5 protein-coding genes are annotated in these 20,011 nt (G+C 55.5%); 4 read left to right on the top strand and 1 reads right to left on the bottom strand.

Features of this window, described 5'->3' with window-relative positions; all coding sequences use genetic code 11:
* Positions 1-25: 25 nt before the first annotated feature.
* Positions 26-14,011, bottom strand: coding sequence for a VCBS domain-containing protein (locus PLUT_RS11675; protein ID WP_011357429.1), 13,986 nt, complete (start codon positions 14,009-14,011; stop codon positions 26-28).
* A 1,592-nt stretch (positions 14,012-15,603) separates the two neighbouring features.
* Between PLUT_RS11675 and PLUT_RS11300 the strand changes: the two genes are divergently transcribed.
* The 4 genes from PLUT_RS11300 (at position 15,604) to metK (ending at position 19,956) form a co-directional block, all read left to right on the top strand.
* Positions 15,604-16,260 carry a helix-turn-helix domain-containing protein gene (locus PLUT_RS11300; RefSeq protein ID WP_081423669.1) on the top strand — a complete coding sequence of 219 codons (657 nt, stop codon included), beginning with the start codon at positions 15,604-15,606 and terminating at the stop codon, positions 16,258-16,260.
* Between the two features lie 149 nt (positions 16,261-16,409).
* Entirely contained in the window at positions 16,410-17,258 is an 849-nt protein-coding gene (locus PLUT_RS11050; RefSeq protein ID WP_011357427.1) for a tetratricopeptide repeat protein, read from the top strand.
* A gap of 231 nt (positions 17,259-17,489) precedes the next feature.
* Positions 17,490-18,467 (top strand): sugar phosphate nucleotidyltransferase, encoded by a 978-nt coding sequence (locus PLUT_RS03515; protein ID WP_011357426.1) that lies wholly within the window; start codon positions 17,490-17,492, stop codon positions 18,465-18,467.
* 274 nt (positions 18,468-18,741) lie between these two features.
* A complete protein-coding gene (metK, locus tag PLUT_RS03510) occupies positions 18,742-19,956 on the top strand; it encodes a methionine adenosyltransferase (protein ID WP_011357425.1) in 1,215 nt (404 codons plus the stop codon).
* The last annotated feature ends 55 nt before the right edge of the window (positions 19,957-20,011 follow it).

The following is a 20,011-nucleotide window of genomic DNA, read 5'->3' as shown; positions in this document are numbered from 1 at the left end:
GCTACCAGCAGTCATACCGCCACAGTTAACCTACCCAGCTGCCGTTCACATCACCCTTGACGATACCGACCAGCTCGACCGTTGCATTACTCTGCAGATCAATCTCGGTAAGGGTTTTAGTCCAGTCAACGCTTGTACCCGTAGCGGCATCATCAGCAACATCAGCCGCCACGAAAATCCACTCATTGGCCGGAGCCTCCGTCACGCCAGCAGACATCTGCCCGATCAATGCAACATCTGTTGCATCAACCGTACCGCTGTGGTCAACATCTGCCGCATACAACTGCGCGAGAGTGTAGTTGCCAATAAGATTTGAGTCTTCAGCACTGTCATCGGCAGCCACAATCATCGCCGCAATCACCATGTCGATGTTCGATACCGTACCATCTGCAATTGCGATACTCGCAGAGGACAACAAGCTGTACCCACCCTGGTCAATTGCTGCTTCCAACGCGTCTGCACCAGTGGCATCAGTATCCGTCATCACAGGATCCAGCACAATCGTGCCTGTTGCTGTACTGTCTTCACTAAAGTCGGTTAGATTAACCGCAGTGAGCACCCCGCCTGTAAGGTTGAGGGTATCGGTGTTGAGGTTGCCACTGAATGTCAGCGTGCCCAACTGAACAGCAGCGTCGTCGATTGTTTCAGTCAATGAATACCCGACGATGGTTACCGTCTGATCATTCTGGTATTCAGAGATGTTCCATCCAGTAGTAAACACATCCGCTGCGTCCCATTCATAGGTCGTACCTGTGGGGAGATCGAATTTCAGCGTAAACGTGTTGACATCCTCAACCTTGTTTGCCTTCCACACATCCATGGTATAGTCCCTATAGGCGCCAGCGTCATTGAGTGCAACGGACATGTCCCTGAACTCGATAGTGTCCTCAGTACTGGAAGTGACATCAGGCACATAACCGGTCGTGACGCCCTCAAGTGCGAGAGGGTTATAACCGTCATCAGCGGTATTATCCTTCCAGAATGTCACATGGGTTGTCGGCGTATACCTATCCAGTGTGCCGCTGATCGTGATCGTGATGGTCTGGTCAACATAGGCTCCCTTGTCGTCCGTGACCCGGGCGGTGTAGGTCTGGGTTGCACTCTCGCCTTCATCCAGTGCCTTCGTTGCCTCAAGGCTGTTGTCCAGGCTGTAGGTCCAGAAGCCGCTGGCGCTGTCGATGGCCATTGTGCCGTATGTGGTACTCGGGGTGCCCAGCAGGCTCCAGGTGGCGGTGGCACTGGCATCAACATCACTCGAGCTCAGCGTTCCTGTAGCACTTACCGTACCGGCGCTTACTTCTCCGTCATCCAGGTTACCGGCTTCAACGACTTCTCCTGCAAGCGCTTCTGCTTCGTTGGTTACCACCGGCACATCGTTCGTGCCGCTGATCGTGATCGTGATGGTCTGGTCAACATAGGCTCCCTTGTCGTCCGTGACCCGGGCGGTGTAGGTCTGGGTTGCACTCTCGCCTTCATCCAGTGCCTTCGTTGCCTCAAGGCTGTTGTCCAGGCTGTAGGTCCAGAAGCCGCTGGCGCTGTCGATGGCCATTGTGCCGTATGTGGTACTCGGGGTGCCCAGCAGGCTCCAGGTGGCGGTGGCACTGGCATCAACATCACTCGAGCTCAGCGTTCCTGTAGCACTTACCGTACCGGCGCTTACTTCTCCGTCATCCAGGTTACCGGCTTCAACGACTTCTCCTGCAAGCGCTTCTGCTTCGTTGGTTACCACCGGCACATCGTTCGTGCCGCTGATCGTGATCGTGATGGTCTGGTCAACATAGGCTCCCTTGTCGTCCGTGACCCGGGCGGTGTAGGTCTGGGTTGCACTCTCGCCTTCATCCAGTGCCTTCGTTGCCTCAAGGCTGTTGTCCAGGCTGTAGGTCCAGAAGCCGCTGGCGCTGTCGATGGCCATTGTGCCGTATGTGGTACTCGGGGTGCCCAGCAGGCTCCAGGTGGCGGTGGCACTGGCATCAACATCACTCGAGCTCAGCGTTCCTGTAGCACTTACCGTACCGGCGCTTACTTCTCCGTCATCCAGGTTACCGGCTTCAACGACTTCTCCTGCAAGCGCTTCTGCTTCGTTGGTTACCACCGGCACATCGTTCGTGCCGCTGATCGTGATCGTGATGGTCTGGTCAACATAGGCTCCCTTGTCGTCCGTGACCCGGGCGGTGTAGGTCTGGGTTGCACTCTCGCCTTCATCCAGTGCCTTCGTTGCCTCAAGGCTGTTGTCCAGGCTGTAGGTCCAGAAGCCGCTGGCGCTGTCGATGGCCATTGTGCCGTATGTGGTACTCGGGGTGCCCAGCAGGCTCCAGGTGGCGGTGGCACTGGCATCAACATCACTCGAGCTCAGCGTTCCTGTAGCACTTACCGTACCGGCGCTTACTTCTCCGTCATCCAGGTTACCGGCTTCAACGACTTCTCCTGCAAGCGCTTCTGCTTCGTTGGTTACCACCGGCACATCGTTCGTGCCGCTGATCGTGATCGTGATGGTCTGGTCAACATAGGCTCCCTTGTCGTCCGTGACCCGGGCGGTGTAGGTCTGGGTTGCACTCTCGCCTTCATCCAGTGCCTTCGTTGCCTCAAGGCTGTTGTCCAGGCTGTAGGTCCAGAAGCCGCTGGCGCTGTCGATGGCCATTGTGCCGTATGTGGTACTCGGGGTGCCCAGCAGGCTCCAGGTGGCGGTGGCACTGGCATCAACATCACTCGAGCTCAGCGTTCCTGTAGCACTTACCGTACCGGCGCTTACTTCTCCGTCATCCAGGTTACCGGCTTCAACGACTTCTCCTGCAAGCGCTTCTGCTTCGTTGGTTACCACCGGCACATCGTTCGTGCCGCTGATCGTGATCGTGATGGTCTGGTCAACATAGGCTCCCTTGTCGTCCGTGACCCGGGCGGTGTAGGTCTGGGTTGCACTCTCGCCTTCATCCAGTGCCTTCGTTGCCTCAAGGCTGTTGTCCAGGCTGTAGGTCCAGAAGCCGCTGGCGCTGTCGATGGCCATTGTGCCGTATGTGGTACTCGGGGTGCCCAGCAGGCTCCAGGTGGCGGTGGCACTGGCATCAACATCACTCGAGCTCAGCGTTCCTGTAGCACTTACCGTACCGGCGCTTACTTCTCCGTCATCCAGGTTACCGGCTTCAACGACTTCTCCTGCAAGCGCTTCTGCTTCGTTGGTTACCACCGGCACATCGTTCGTGCCGCTGATCGTGATCGTGATGGTCTGGTCAACATAGGCTCCCTTGTCGTCCGTGACCCGGGCGGTGTAGGTCTGGGTTGCACTCTCGCCTTCATCCAGTGCCTTCGTTGCCTCAAGGCTGTTGTCCAGGCTGTAGGTCCAGAAGCCGCTGGCGCTGTCGATGGCCATTGTGCCGTATGTGGTACTCGGGGTGCCCAGCAGGCTCCAGGTGGCGGTGGCACTGGCATCAACATCACTCGAGCTCAGCGTTCCTGTAGCACTTACCGTACCGGCGCTTACTTCTCCGTCATCCAGGTTACCGGCTTCAACGACTTCTCCTGCAAGCGCTTCTGCTTCGTTGGTTACCACCGGCACATCGTTCGTGCCGCTGATCGTGATCGTGATGGTCTGGTCAACATAGGCTCCCTTGTCGTCCGTGACCCGGGCGGTGTAGGTCTGGGTTGCACTCTCGCCTTCATCCAGTGCCTTCGTTGCCTCAAGGCTGTTGTCCAGGCTGTAGGTCCAGAAGCCGCTGGCGCTGTCGATGGCCATTGTGCCGTATGTGGTACTCGGGGTGCCCAGCAGGCTCCAGGTGGCGGTGGCACTGGCATCAACATCACTCGAGCTCAGCGTTCCTGTAGCACTTACCGTACCGGCGCTTACTTCTCCGTCATCCAGGTTACCGGCTTCAACGACTTCTCCTGCAAGCGCTTCTGCTTCGTTGGTTACCACCGGCACATCGTTCGTGCCGCTGATCGTGATCGTGATGGTCTGGTCAACATAGGCTCCCTTGTCGTCCGTGACCCGGGCGGTGTAGGTCTGGGTTGCACTCTCGCCTTCATCCAGTGCCTTCGTTGCCTCAAGGCTGTTGTCCAGGCTGTAGGTCCAGAAGCCGCTGGCGCTGTCGATGGCCATTGTGCCGTATGTGGTACTCGGGGTGCCCAGCAGGCTCCAGGTGGCGGTGGCACTGGCATCAACATCACTCGAGCTCAGCGTTCCTGTAGCACTTACCGTACCGGCGCTTACTTCTCCGTCATCCAGGTTACCGGCTTCAACGACTTCTCCTGCAAGCGCTTCTGCTTCGTTGGTTACCACCGGCACATCGTTCGTGCCGCTGATCGTGATCGTGATGGTCTGGTCAACATAGGCTCCCTTGTCGTCCGTGACCCGGGCGGTGTAGGTCTGGGTTGCACTCTCGCCTTCATCCAGTGCCTTCGTTGCCTCAAGGCTGTTGTCCAGGCTGTAGGTCCAGAAGCCGCTGGCGCTGTCGATGGCCATTGTGCCGTATGTGGTACTCGGGGTGCCCAGCAGGCTCCAGGTGGCGGTGGCACTGGCATCAACATCACTCGAGCTCAGCGTTCCTGTAGCACTTACCGTACCGGCGCTTACTTCTCCGTCATCCAGGTTACCGGCTTCAACGACTTCTCCTGCAAGCGCTTCTGCTTCGTTGGTTACCACCGGCACATCGTTCGTGCCGCTGATCGTGATCGTGATGGTCTGGTCAACATAGGCTCCCTTGTCGTCCGTGACCCGGGCGGTGTAGGTCTGGGTTGCACTCTCGCCTTCATCCAGTGCCTTCGTTGCCTCAAGGCTGTTGTCCAGGCTGTAGGTCCAGAAGCCGCTGGCGCTGTCGATGGCCATTGTGCCGTATGTGGTACTCGGGGTGCCCAGCAGGCTCCAGGTGGCGGTGGCACTGGCATCAACATCACTCGAGCTCAGCGTTCCTGTAGCACTTACCGTACCGGCGCTTACTTCTCCGTCATCCAGGTTACCGGCTTCAACGACTTCTCCTGCAAGCGCTTCTGCTTCGTTGGTTACCACCGGCACATCGTTCGTGCCGCTGATCGTGATCGTGATGGTCTGGTCAACATAGGCTCCCTTGTCGTCCGTGACCCGGGCGGTGTAGGTCTGGGTTGCACTCTCGCCTTCATCCAGTGCCTTCGTTGCCTCAAGGCTGTTGTCCAGGCTGTAGGTCCAGAAGCCGCTGGCGCTGTCGATGGCCATTGTGCCGTATGTGGTACTCGGGGTGCCCAGCAGGCTCCAGGTGGCGGTGGCACTGGCATCAACATCACTCGAGCTCAGCGTTCCTGTAGCACTTACCGTACCGGCGCTTACTTCTCCGTCATCCAGGTTACCGGCTTCAACGACTTCTCCTGCAAGCGCTTCTGCTTCGTTGGTTACCACCGGCACATCGTTCGTGCCGCTGATCGTGATCGTGATGGTCTGGTCAACATAGGCTCCCTTGTCGTCCGTGACCCGGGCGGTGTAGGTCTGGGTTGCACTCTCGCCTTCATCCAGTGCCTTCGTTGCCTCAAGGCTGTTGTCCAGGCTGTAGGTCCAGAAGCCGCTGGCGCTGTCGATGGCCATTGTGCCGTATGTGGTACTCGGGGTGCCCAGCAGGCTCCAGGTGGCGGTGGCACTGGCATCAACATCACTCGAGCTCAGCGTTCCTGTAGCACTTACCGTACCGGCGCTTACTTCTCCGTCATCCAGGTTACCGGCTTCAACGACTTCTCCTGCAAGCGCTTCTGCTTCGTTGGTTACCACCGGCACATCGTTCGTGCCGCTGATCGTGATCGTGATGGTCTGGTCAACATAGGCTCCCTTGTCGTCCGTGACCCGGGCGGTGTAGGTCTGGGTTGCACTCTCGCCTTCATCCAGTGCCTTCGTTGCCTCAAGGCTGTTGTCCAGGCTGTAGGTCCAGAAGCCGCTGGCGCTGTCGATGGCCATTGTGCCGTATGTGGTACTCGGGGTGCCCAGCAGGCTCCAGGTGGCGGTGGCACTGGCATCAACATCACTCGAGCTCAGCGTTCCTGTAGCACTTACCGTACCGGCGCTTACTTCTCCGTCATCCAGGTTACCGGCTTCAACGACTTCTCCTGCAAGCGCTTCTGCTTCGTTGGTTACCACCGGCACATCGTTCGTGCCGCTGATCGTGATCGTGATGGTCTGGTCAACATAGGCTCCCTTGTCGTCCGTGACCCGGGCGGTGTAGGTCTGGGTTGCACTCTCGCCTTCATCCAGTGCCTTCGTTGCCTCAAGGCTGTTGTCCAGGCTGTAGGTCCAGAAGCCGCTGGCGCTGTCGATGGCCATTGTGCCGTATGTGGTACTCGGGGTGCCCAGCAGGCTCCAGGTGGCGGTGGCACTGGCATCAACATCACTCGAGCTCAGCGTTCCTGTAGCACTTACCGTACCGGCGCTTACTTCTCCGTCATCCAGGTTACCGGCTTCAACGACTTCTCCTGCAAGCGCTTCTGCTTCGTTGGTTACCACCGGCACATCGTTCGTGCCGCTGATCGTGATCGTGATGGTCTGGTCAACATAGGCTCCCTTGTCGTCCGTGACCCGGGCGGTGTAGGTCTGGGTTGCACTCTCGCCTTCATCCAGTGCCTTCGTTGCCTCAAGGCTGTTGTCCAGGCTGTAGGTCCAGAAGCCGCTGGCGCTGTCGATGGCCATTGTGCCGTATGTGGTACTCGGGGTGCCCAGCAGGCTCCAGGTGGCGGTGGCACTGGCATCAACATCACTCGAGCTCAGCGTTCCTGTAGCACTTACCGTACCGGCGCTTACTTCTCCGTCATCCAGGTTACCGGCTTCAACGACTTCTCCTGCAAGCGCTTCTGCTTCGTTGGTTACCACCGGCACATCGTTCGTGCCGCTGATCGTGATCGTGATGGTCTGGTCAACATAGGCTCCCTTGTCGTCCGTGACCCGGGCGGTGTAGGTCTGGGTTGCACTCTCGCCTTCATCCAGTGCCTTCGTTGCCTCAAGGCTGTTGTCCAGGCTGTAGGTCCAGAAGCCGCTGGCGCTGTCGATGGCCATTGTGCCGTATGTGGTACTCGGGGTGCCCAGCAGGCTCCAGGTGGCGGTGGCACTGGCATCAACATCACTCGAGCTCAGCGTTCCTGTAGCACTTACCGTACCGGCGCTTACTTCTCCGTCATCCAGGTTACCGGCTTCAACGACTTCTCCTGCAAGCGCTTCTGCTTCGTTGGTTACCACCGGCACATCGTTCGTGCCGCTGATCGTGATCGTGATGGTCTGGTCAACATAGGCTCCCTTGTCGTCCGTGACCCGGGCGGTGTAGGTCTGGGTTGCACTCTCGCCTTCATCCAGTGCCTTCGTTGCCTCAAGGCTGTTGTCCAGGCTGTAGGTCCAGAAGCCGCTGGCGCTGTCGATGGCCATTGTGCCGTATGTGGTACTCGGGGTGCCCAGCAGGCTCCAGGTGGCGGTGGCACTGGCATCAACATCACTCGAGCTCAGCGTTCCTGTAGCACTTACCGTACCGGCGCTTACTTCTCCGTCATCCAGGTTACCGGCTTCAACGACTTCTCCTGCAAGCGCTTCTGCTTCGTTGGTTACCACCGGCACATCGTTCGTGCCGCTGATCGTGATCGTGATGGTCTGGTCAACATAGGCTCCCTTGTCGTCCGTGACCCGGGCGGTGTAGGTCTGGGTTGCACTCTCGCCTTCATCCAGTGCCTTCGTTGCCTCAAGGCTGTTGTCCAGGCTGTAGGTCCAGAAGCCGCTGGCGCTGTCGATGGCCATTGTGCCGTATGTGGTACTCGGGGTGCCCAGCAGGCTCCAGGTGGCGGTGGCACTGGCATCAACATCACTCGAGCTCAGCGTTCCTGTAGCACTTACCGTACCGGCGCTTACTTCTCCGTCATCCAGGTTACCGGCTTCAACGACTTCTCCTGCAAGCGCTTCTGCTTCGTTGGTTACCACCGGCACATCGTTCGTGCCGCTGATCGTGATCGTGATGGTCTGGTCAACATAGGCTCCCTTGTCGTCCGTGACCCGGGCGGTGTAGGTCTGGGTTGCACTCTCGCCTTCATCCAGTGCCTTCGTTGCCTCAAGGCTGTTGTCCAGGCTGTAGGTCCAGAAGCCGCTGGCGCTGTCGATGGCCATTGTGCCGTATGTGGTACTCGGGGTGCCCAGCAGGCTCCAGGTGGCGGTGGCACTGGCATCAACATCACTCGAGCTCAGCGTTCCTGTAGCACTTACCGTACCGGCGCTTACTTCTCCGTCATCCAGGTTACCGGCTTCAACGACTTCTCCTGCAAGCGCTTCTGCTTCGTTGGTTACCACCGGCACATCGTTCGTGCCGCTGATCGTGATCGTGATGGTCTGGTCAACATAGGCTCCCTTGTCGTCCGTGACCCGGGCGGTGTAGGTCTGGGTTGCACTCTCGCCTTCATCCAGTGCCTTCGTTGCCTCAAGGCTGTTGTCCAGGCTGTAGGTCCAGAAGCCGCTGGCGCTGTCGATGGCCATTGTGCCGTATGTGGTACTCGGGGTGCCCAGCAGGCTCCAGGTGGCGGTGGCACTGGCATCAACATCACTCGAGCTCAGCGTTCCTGTAGCACTTACCGTACCGGCGCTTACTTCTCCGTCATCCAGGTTACCGGCTTCAACGACTTCTCCTGCAAGCGCTTCTGCTTCGTTGGTTACCACCGGCACATCGTTCGTGCCGCTGATCGTGATCGTGATGGTCTGGTCAACATAGGCTCCCTTGTCGTCCGTGACCCGGGCGGTGTAGGTCTGGGTTGCACTCTCGCCTTCATCCAGTGCCTTCGTTGCCTCAAGGCTGTTGTCCAGGCTGTAGGTCCAGAAGCCGCTGGCGCTGTCGATGGCCATTGTGCCGTATGTGGTACTCGGGGTGCCCAGCAGGCTCCAGGTGGCGGTGGCACTGGCATCAACATCACTCGAGCTCAGCGTTCCTGTAGCACTTACCGTACCGGCGCTTACTTCTCCGTCATCCAGGTTACCGGCTTCAACGACTTCTCCTGCAAGCGCTTCTGCTTCGTTGGTTACCACCGGCACATCGTTCGTGCCGCTGATCGTGATCGTGATGGTCTGGTCAACATAGGCTCCCTTGTCGTCCGTGACCCGGGCGGTGTAGGTCTGGGTTGCACTCTCGCCTTCATCCAGTGCCTTCGTTGCCTCAAGGCTGTTGTCCAGGCTGTAGGTCCAGAAGCCGCTGGCGCTGTCGATGGCCATTGTGCCGTATGTGGTACTCGGGGTGCCCAGCAGGCTCCAGGTGGCGGTGGCACTGGCATCAACATCACTCGAGCTCAGCGTTCCTGTAGCACTTACCGTACCGGCGCTTACTTCTCCGTCATCCAGGTTACCGGCTTCAACGACTTCTCCTGCAAGCGCTTCTGCTTCGTTGGTTACCACCGGCACATCGTTCGTGCCGCTGATCGTGATCGTGATGGTCTGGTCAACATAGGCTCCCTTGTCGTCCGTGACCCGGGCGGTGTAGGTCTGGGTTGCACTCTCGCCTTCATCCAGTGCCTTCGTTGCCTCAAGGCTGTTGTCCAGGCTGTAGGTCCAGAAGCCGCTGGCGCTGTCGATGGCCATTGTGCCGTATGTGGTACTCGGGGTGCCCAGCAGGCTCCAGGTGGCGGTGGCACTGGCATCAACATCACTCGAGCTCAGCGTTCCTGTAGCACTTACCGTACCGGCGCTTACTTCTCCGTCATCCAGGTTACCGGCTTCAACGACTTCTCCTGCAAGCGCTTCTGCTTCGTTGGTTACCACCGGCACATCGTTCGTGCCGCTGATCGTGATCGTGATGGTCTGGTCAACATAGGCTCCCTTGTCGTCCGTGACCCGGGCGGTGTAGGTCTGGGTTGCACTCTCGCCTTCATCCAGTGCCTTCGTTGCCTCAAGGCTGTTGTCCAGGCTGTAGGTCCAGAAGCCGCTGGCGCTGTCGATGGCCATTGTGCCGTATGTGGTACTCGGGGTGCCCAGCAGGCTCCAGGTGGCGGTGGCACTGGCATCAACATCACTCGAGCTCAGCGTTCCTGTAGCACTTACCGTACCGGCGCTTACTTCTCCGTCATCCAGGTTACCGGCTTCAACGACTTCTCCTGCAAGCGCTTCTGCTTCGTTGGTTACCACCGGCACATCGTTCGTGCCGCTGATCGTGATCGTGATGGTCTGGTCAACATAGGCTCCCTTGTCGTCCGTGACCCGGGCGGTGTAGGTCTGGGTTGCACTCTCGCCTTCATCCAGTGCCTTCGTTGCCTCAAGGCTGTTGTCCAGGCTGTAGGTCCAGAAGCCGCTGGCGCTGTCGATGGCCATTGTGCCGTATGTGGTACTCGGGGTGCCCAGCAGGCTCCAGGTGGCGGTGGCACTGGCATCAACATCACTCGAGCTCAGCGTTCCTGTAGCACTTACCGTACCGGCGCTTACTTCTCCGTCATCCAGGTTACCGGCTTCAACGACTTCTCCTGCAAGCGCTTCTGCTTCGTTGGTTACCACCGGCACATCGTTCGTGCCGCTGATCGTGATTTCTACGGTGTCGGTGCTGCTTGCACTTTGTGTATCCGTTGCCGTCACTGTATAACTAAAAGTGATTGTCTCCCCCTCGGAAAGGAAGTCAAGATCAACACCAGCTACACTATAATTCCAAGCTGTGTTCCCCGGAGCTTCGAGATTGTCTCCGGTATCGACACTGAACCCGTCAACAAGTGCAACTGCAAGAGCTCCATTGATTGTACCTCCGCTCCATACAATATCTTCATTATAGGCACATGTGACGTCTATCAGGTCAGTGCTATCAATATCATTGAAGGTCACTGTACCGCTATCCGCAAGAACCTGTGCATGGGCATCAGTGGACTCCAAAATGGGCTTAACATCCGTCACGTCAACACTTGGAATGTCGTTCGTGCCAGTGATCGTTATCGTCACAGTCTGGTCGTCGCTGGCTGTTCCATCGCTGGCTGTCAGCGTGTAGGTCAACACCAGTTTCTCTCCGGCTGCAAGGTAGTTGAAGGCTTCGCTACCGCTGTTGAATGCCCAGGCAATATCCCCGGTCGTTACTGTGCCGTCAATCGGGTCCGCTGTGGCCGTCAGCATTGCAAGCAAGTCTGCACTGGCCGGTTCACTGCTGTCTCTGGCCATGGCTACACCGGAACCGTCTAGCTGAGAGGCAGCTACCGAGTCTACGCTCACTGCAACCGAGTTGGTGGTGTCGAGATCCTCGACACTCAGCGTACCATCGGCTTTCAGTGCGCCGTCAGCTTCAGTGAGTAAGTCAGCTATGCTCCCGTCTTCACCCACCGTGATTACCGGTGCGTCGTTGGAGCCTGTCAGCGTGATGGTCACGTCCTGGGTGTCTGTGCCACCCTTGGCGTCATCCACCGTGATGGTGAACACGGCTGTTACGACCTCATCCTTTGCCAGGAACTGCGTCAGATTGTTCTCTAACTCAAAGTTCCATCCAATTGATCCATCATTTATTCCGCTCTGTACAATCGACATTGCACCTTCAAGTGCAGTGGCGAAAGAATCCGGCAACGGGATATGCGCACCGCCAGCATCTGTAGCACTCCACTCGATTGAAGTCAAGTCGACGCTGGATGACAATTCGTCATACGCATCAACTTCAGAAAAGGAGACAGTCCCACCAGCGGTAAGGCTTTCAGCACCATCCTCGGCAACAGCTCCGGCATCATTGCCCAAAGCAAAGCTAATCACCGGCGTATCATTAGTCCCGTTGACAGTAATGCTAAGGAGCTGAGCTGCGTTATCAGCAGCGCCACTGTTGTCGGCAATCGTAATCAGATAGTTGACTGTCACAGAATCCCCTGCGCCGAGGTACTGTACGAGGGAATTATCTAGGGCGAAGCTCCAGTCAAAGTCACCGCTATTCCCGGAAATCGAACCCACCACAAGAGCAGAGGACAGGGCTACTGCAAGCGCCGATGTGACAACAACACCCTCACTGGAGGTGGCACCACCCTGCTGCGCGTAAGACACGATGCTCAGTTCGTCGGCAGCATCAGCATCACTGTATGAAAGCATCCCGCTTGCCACAATATATCCGCCGTTTTCTACATCAACCGTATTCGGATTATCGACAACTACAGCAACGTCCTCCGATACGATGCCTATTGATGCATCACCCTCAGCCACAGTAATCACCGGAGCATCATCGGTACCCGTAATTGAGATTGTAACACTCTGGGCGTCGATCCCTCCATGGCCGTCGTCCACAGAAATCGTAAACACAGCGGCCACTGTTACATTATAGGCAAGGAAATCAAGCTCATGAGCACCTACAACATAGGTCCAGGAGACACTGCCGGCTGGAGTGACCCCCGTGGTACCGCTCTCTGGAACAATTGAAAAAGCACTCTTGATGGCAGCTATCTGTTCGGCTGTCAATTCTTGATCGAACGATGTCACTGTCGACTCAGAAATCGTAACAGTCATCGTGTCAGTGTTCACATCAACATCCGCATAGGTCATTGACCCGCTTGCAGAAAAAACCACATCCTCAACCACCGTTCCAGTAACGACAACCGGAGTGATGACTGGAGCATCATTGACACCAGCAACAGTTACAGCTACCTCCTGAGAAATACCTTCAACACCACCAGTATTGGTGGCATAAACAGTAATTGTTCTGACATCCGTTACATCAGGGCTTTCAGATGTATTGGTATAGATAATTGTCCGGAGAAGCGCCTGGTAGTCCGCAATGGCCTTTGACCCGGAGAGAGTCAGAACATACGTACCATCAGAAGACGAGACTGAAGAAGTAACCCCGGTAGGAAGAGTGCCGGTAAAAGACAAGCTCTCATGAGCATCATCCAATACTCCGGATAATGTTATAACCAGAGACGCCATGGTTGCCTCGAGACTCGTAATAGTACCTACGGGCGCTATGAACGCAGATGAGTCGCCTTCGAGATACGCAAGCGTGCCATCAGATCCGACTGCCGCTCCATTAAGGTCAACAATTGGCACTTTTGCAACGACAATGGTCGTAGTGAGCACAGTCGGTACACCTTCTAACTCATCAGTGCTCCACTCTTCGGCATCGGGATCGGCAGTCGGCGCAAGAAAATTGAGAAAATAATGACCATCAGCAAACGCGCTATCAAATATCGGCAACTCACCTGAAGCTATGACATGGGTTGCATCCTTTACCATCAGCACCGTCAGGCCGCTATCAACCATCCCGTCACCAGTATCAATGAAAATCCGGTCACCCTCATTCACCAGAGTCACATCAATGGGAGTAAGTAACGATATAGCTGAAGAATTTGCCGCAATCCCGTCCACATCGGTCATTGAAATCGTAACGACCCTATCCCCAGTCTTTGATGTATTCGGTAACGTATTCTGATAGACGATGCCGCTGATTACAGCCATATAATCCGCAAGACTGGCATCCCCGCTAAGGATAATGCTCCTAGTCGAGTCTCCGTAAATCGTGATAGTTCCTGACTCACCCTCATACGTCGTAGCACCCTCCAATGACGTCGACAGAAACTCAGAAGCAATCACATCCAACCGCCCACTCAAGGTAATGATGGCGCTTGTAATCATGCTCACTCCATCAGGATCTCCCGATACCCAATCTTTATCAAGAATGGAAATCGGATCTACTGAGCCAACAATCCACTTCGTGACATATGTGCAGCCGACCTCATCGGAACCGTTCATGTCAAGGCATGCCGGGTCATTAACAGGAGTAAACACAAGCTGCTCAGTGCCCGTGATATCGTCACTCGTCCCATTATCAATAACATAGTCAAGCGTAACAGGCTCCAGAGAATTGAAGGCAGTGATATAGATTGAGCTATTATTCACCATATCAGCGAGCCAGTCAGCAAGATCAGCTTTTGAACTGGCAGTAACAGTAACACTATCGGTACCGCTACCTTCAATCGTCACATCCGGACTTGCGCCACCATCGGTCAGAATAAGATGGCCGGCGGACACTGACAGCGTAAGTATGGTAGAATCATCACCAAGCAAACTTACAAGAAAACTAAGGCTGAGCGCGCTGTAATCTTCATTGAGAGTGATAGACATTGGGTTCTCCTATTTAGGTTTTGGGGTAGAAAACAAATTCATACTATTCCGGCACCGATCCAGAGCAGGAATACTTCGCCCAGGAAAGGATTGACCGGAGACAAACGGAAATACAGCAAAGGTCATGGTTGCCACTACGGGCTGAAAAACCACAGGAACACAAACACTCCCTCTGCACTCGAAATCGAACACATCTGTTGCTAATTGCTGATAGGGTTCAACACATAACCCACTGCACTGAAGATGAAATGAGGGCTACAGCGGGAAATCGGCATAAAATCACGGCTATTCACATACTGAAACAATCATGGCCTACCGATACTTACAATGAGAGTATCCATTAACCACCAATATATCAACCATAACAGACAGTACGATTACTATAGTAGCCACACTTTAATACGTTTGATCACTATAGAAGACAACTCGGAAGTATGAACAAACCAAGAGCAAGAATAACCTCTCTATGAGACCAACGCGGGCTACGATGCACAGAATGAGGCGCATTAGCACACCAAAATGGTCCGATATACAACCATTACCTCTGAATTTTACTCAGAAAGCATATCAATATCAACTATAATCATTACTATAGCTACTATAGTATTCACCCCATTAACCGACCATCAGCCCAGAGCCAGATTGACAGGCACAAGAGTCCAAACAAGGGGGATCGAGTCCAGCTGGAGCACGAGGCATGAGCCATACGCTGTCGAGCTCGGGCAATGCAACACAATACGCCGGTCTCTCAGACATATACCGTCATAGGCAAATAAATGCGCATTGATTCCGTATCCATTATTGCTGAGGGAAATCACGCCGTGTGTGGGGGGAGGGGGATGATAGAGCCTGTCTCTCGACAAATGGCAATCCACAAAAGAACGGGCAGAACAGCTATGAAGCAGTGTGTCAACATCCAAGAAGGTTCATCAGGCTGTCAGCTCAACGAGCACATCACTCTCTCTTGCATCATCATGATAAATCGCCCGGTTCATGAGCCATCTAACCCCGATTACAATGGCTCCTCAGCTTCACCTCAAACATGAAGGAAACATCCGCACCCGGACTCCTGTCCTGACCGGCCTGCACATAGAACCAGATTGAACAGGCCCGATACATCCGACCTGATCCGGAACCTCCAGGTGAGATCTACGTTTTGCATACTGTATTTCAAGAGCCATCATATGTGTCTGTCCGTTTAGAGAGGAACCAAGCAGCAACCATCAGGGCATGGTCATGAGAATCTTCACCCTCATGCACCCCCGATCGTCAGGCCGACCGGATATGGAGTTTTTTTTCGGATACGCAGCCGGATGGCGACACCGATGCACGGACAAACAGGTGCAGCCGTTCGCTATGGGCGTATACATCAGGCGTTCGTTATCGGGATAGTTCCTCTGTGAAGTGGCTCCCCAAATCCCCGAAAGAAGGAAACAGAACGGGCCCTGCCAAGCAGCCCGGAACATGGTTATCGACCATGCACCGGTAAGCGCCACTGGCGCTCCAGTGCTATTTCCTTTATAGCTGTTCTGTAGGGAAAGACAGGGAGGTTCCACCGAACTAACCACGACTTACAAAAAAACAGCGGCGCCATGGCAAGGAAAAACATGACTGAGCATGAGCTTTTATCATTTATCGGAAAAAGAATCCGGAGAGAAAGAGTTCGCAGGGGGCTATCACAGGAGGCATTCGCTGAAAAAGCCGGCTTTCATCGCACATATATCGGAACGGTTGAGCGAGGCGCACAGAGTGTAACTTTGCAGAGCTACAACAAATTCGCCAGGGCACTGGGGCTCAACATCTGTGAATTGCTTTCAGGGCTGGATGATCTACACGTGGGATCCGGCAATGGAAATCAAGAGGACACCTGCAGCTTGTTCGAAGACAAAACCGATGAGTTTGTGTTTGTCGACGCAAATACGTTCGCAATGGAACCAAAGCCGGTTTTCATCTTTGATATGCAAGGAAAGGTTGTTCATGTAAACCCGGCATTCACCAAACTGATGGGGTATACGGCAGAGGTTATGTCTGGCAGACATATTACGGCGATCTATGCCCCGGAGTGTATTCAGGAAGTCCGGTTAAACTTGATAAATATCTTAACCGGATTTCTCTCTGTATGCAGGGTTCCGCTCATGACGGAAAACAAAATACGCATCATGGCTGAAACGAAGCTGTTGCGCGGTTACTGGGAGTATGTGCAGATCATCATCGGCACCGTAAACATCATATCCCTGGAATCGGCTTGACAAGAGAAGGCTCCGGCAACCATCCACACCCGAACAGTTCAGGCATCCTTTGCGCGAATGCCTGACGTGGCGTGACCTGCCTAAAGTCAATGACACGGTATTGTGCAGCTTGATGTCTTGCAATTACGTCCTTGATGCGGGAATTGTAATTGCTTATCGGGCGATATGCTGGTGTTGCGATTCCTTCTTTGCTTGAAAAGAGAACGGTGGGCATGCCCGATCAGCCCATGATCGTCCGGGGAGAACAAAAAAAAAGGGACTCCGCGCCTGTGGCGGTTGCATCAAGTAAACCGACTCCTGCACCCGAGCGTATATCCATCCAAAACTCAGACGCCAGTCTTGCTGACAGCGAGATGCAATGCCAGCCAGGGATACGGTATGAGCTCGGTCGATTGGGACCTCACAATCATGATGACACCACCAGACGGCACCGCCTTTCAGCTGACCAGAACCACGCCAAAACAGTGTTCTTCCTTGGCTTTCTTTACGAGAGAGGAAAAGGTGTTCCTGAAAACCACGCAGCGGCCATGAAATGGAACCGGTTCGCTGCCGGACAAGAATATGGCCCGGCACCGTTCAACCGTGGCGTAGCATATGTCCGGGGCATGGGCACGACACGGGACTGCTCAGCCGCGAAGAAGTGCCTCAGGAAGGTAGCTGAAAACAGCGTACAGCAAGGATGCCCATCCTATCAGGACCTGCAAGCCGAGGGGTTTGGAGCTCAGTTTCTTGCTAACAAGGAACTCCTGAAACGCCATTCGACGGATGAACAGAGGAATGCCAAGAAGATGCAGATACTGGTTGAACAGCAATCTAAGTGTGCTCCCCATAACCTTCCTGAGAGTGAATATGGGCCGGCTGCCTGCCACTCTTTTTTTGCGCCGGGTTGCATGAATCCAGTCGAAGATTCCCGTGAGCGAAAAAATGACATGCAGAGCAATATCCAGAACTGCCTTAGTTCCGCTGGACGATGGCGTGCATTCTTCAGCACCCCCTAAATATGCCGCTTCCTGAGTATCGTATCTTGTTGACAAAAAAAACAAAGCACACCTATGCCTCATACTATGAATCGAATTCACTGCTACGATGCAGCACCCCGTACTCCCCCGCCCGAAAGCTCCACCATATAATCATAGCAGTTCAGTTTTACGCCCCTTTTTAGTAACATGCAGAAGCAATGCAGGCAACTTCTGCCGGCCGAACAATGAACCACGCTAAAGAGCAAACCCATGAAAGCGATCATTCCTGTTGCAGGCGTCGGCTCACGCCTCCGCCCGCATACCTTCTCCCACCCGAAAGTGCTGCTCAACGTCGCGGGCAAGCCCATTATCGGCCATATCATGGACAAGCTCATCGCAGCAGGAATCGATGAGGCCATCGTCATCGTCGGCTATCTCGGCGACATGGTCGAGGAGTGGCTGAAAAAACACTATGACATCAAGTTCACCTTCGTCAACCAGCCCGAACGGCTCGGCCTCGCCCACGCCATCTGGATGTGCCAGCCCTTCATCGAAGAAGAGGACCCGCTGCTCATCATCCTCGGCGACACCATCTTCGACGTCGATCTTCAGCCCGTCATAGAGAGCCCCGTCTCCACCCTCGGAGTCAGGGAGGTGGACGATCCCCGCCGATTCGGCGTTGCAGTCACCGAAGGAGGCCGCATCAGGAAGCTGGTCGAAAAACCCGATACTCCGGTCAGCAACCTCGCCATCGTGGGCCTCTACTACCTGCAGAAAGCCGCTCCGCTTTTCAGCGCCATCGAACATCTCATCAACCATGAGATCAAGACCAAGGGCGAGTACCAGCTCACCGACGCCCTGCAGCTGATGATCGAAGGCGGAGAACCGTTCTCGGTCTTCCCCGTCCACGGCTGGTACGACTGCGGCAAACCCGAAACCCTGCTTTCCACCAACGAGATCCTTCTCAGGAAAGCAATCCCCGCAAAACCATACCCCGGCTGCATCATCAACGAGCCGGTGTTCATTGCCGACAGCGCGCGCATCGAGAACGCCATCATCGGACCAAACACCACCATCGGCGAACAGGCAGTCATTACCGATGCCATCGTACGGGACTCCATCATCGGCACAAGCGCAAAGGTGGCCCACATCATGATCAACAGCTCGATTGTCGGCAACAACGCCTCGATTTCGGGCAACCCGCACGAAATCAACATCGGTGACTACTCCGAAATACGCGTCGGCTGAGTCTCTCCGGCGAACGGGGCGATGCACGGAAAAGAGAATTTTGCATACATCGCCCTGAATGCTTACATTTAAAACTGTTTTATCTAAAGGCATCCCCATTACCTATGGACACGGTGCCGCAGGCTCACTCCCTCTGGAATTCAGTTTCCAAGTGACCTGCCGGAAAGGTTTTCCGTGTCCAGTCGGCCCATCTCTGTCCGCCCGTCCGAAAAACCTCCCGTACCGATTTTTCTGTTGTTCCTGTTGTTCGTTTAACCATAATCTCATTGCAAACATGTCACAGTCAAGGTATTTCTTTACCTCGGAGTCCGTATCGGAAGGACATCCGGACAAAGTAGCGGACCAGATTTCAGATGCAGTCCTCGATGACTTCATCCGCCAGGACCCCAACTCCCGCGTAGCCTGCGAAACCTTCGTAACCACCGGCCAGGTCATCGTCGGCGGTGAGGTCACCACCACGGGCATCGTCGATGTCCAGAAGATCGCCCGCAAAGTCATCACCGAAATCGGCTACACCAAAGGTGAATACATGTTCGAGGCCAACTCCTGCGGCGTGCTCTCCGCGCTCCACAGCCAGTCGGCCGATATCAACCGCGGCGTTGACCGCAAGGAAGCGATCGCTGACGAGTTCGACCGCGTCGGCGCCGGCGACCAGGGCATGATGTTCGGCTACGCCTGCACCGAGACCCCTGAGCTGATGCCTGCCGCCATCCAGTTCGCTCAGCAGCTGGTGAAGGTTCTTGCCGACATCCGCAAGGCCGGCAAAATCATGACCTACCTCCGCCCCGATGCCAAAAGCCAGGTAACGCTGGAGTATGTCGACGAGAAAGTTGCACGCGTGGATGCCGTCGTTGTCTCCACCCAGCACGATCCCGAACCTGCCGGCATGTCGGAAGCAGAGTTCCAGGAAGTCATCAAAAAGGACATCATCGAGAACGTGATCAAAAAGGTGATTCCCGCCAACCTGCTTGACCTCAACACCAAGTTCCACATCAACCCGACCGGCCGCTTTGAAATCGGCGGACCACACGGCGACACCGGCCTGACCGGCCGCAAGATCATCGTCGACACCTACGGCGGAGCAGCTCCCCACGGCGGCGGCGCATTCAGCGGCAAAGACCCGTCGAAGGTCGACCGCAGCGCAGCATACGCCTCGCGCCACGTGGCCAAGAACATCGTTGCCGCAGGGCTTGCCGAGAAGTGCACCGTGCAGGTTTCCTACGCCATCGGCGTGGCACGCCCCGTGTCGATCTACATCAACACCCACGGCACAGCCATGCATGGTCTCTCCGACGAGCAGATCCAGGAAAAGGCCGAGAAGATCTTCGATCTCCGTCCGCTGGCCATCATCCGCCGCTTCAGCCTCGACAATCCTCAGGGCTGGTGCTACCAGGAAACTGCCGCATACGGCCATTTCGGCCGCGACATCTTCCCCTGGGAGAAAACCGAAAAGGTCGCGGAGCTGAAGACCGCTTTCAGCCTCGCCTGAGACCCCGTCACCCATCAGGAGGGACCCGCCATAAACGGGTCCCTCCTGTTATGGA

The sequence above is a fragment of the Pelodictyon luteolum DSM 273 genome (assembly GCF_000012485.1).
Lineage (GTDB): Bacteria > Bacteroidota > Chlorobiia > Chlorobiales > Chlorobiaceae > Chlorobium > Chlorobium luteolum.
The sequence above is the reverse complement of the archived record's forward strand: the minus strand, read 5'-3'. Positions and strand labels throughout refer to the sequence as shown.

Excerpts from the sequence above, each read along its gene's own strand:
- PLUT_RS11675 (WP_011357429.1), bottom strand. The coding sequence starts at position 14,011 with ATGTCTATCACTCTCAATGAAGATTACAGCGCGCTCAGCCTTAGTTTT.
- PLUT_RS11300 (WP_081423669.1), top strand. The coding sequence starts at position 15,604 with ATGGCAAGGAAAAACATGACTGAGCATGAGCTTTTATCATTTATCGGA.
- PLUT_RS03515 (WP_011357426.1), top strand. The coding sequence starts at position 17,490 with ATGAAAGCGATCATTCCTGTTGCAGGCGTCGGCTCACGCCTCCGCCCG.
- metK (WP_011357425.1), top strand. The coding sequence starts at position 18,742 with ATGTCACAGTCAAGGTATTTCTTTACCTCGGAGTCCGTATCGGAAGGA.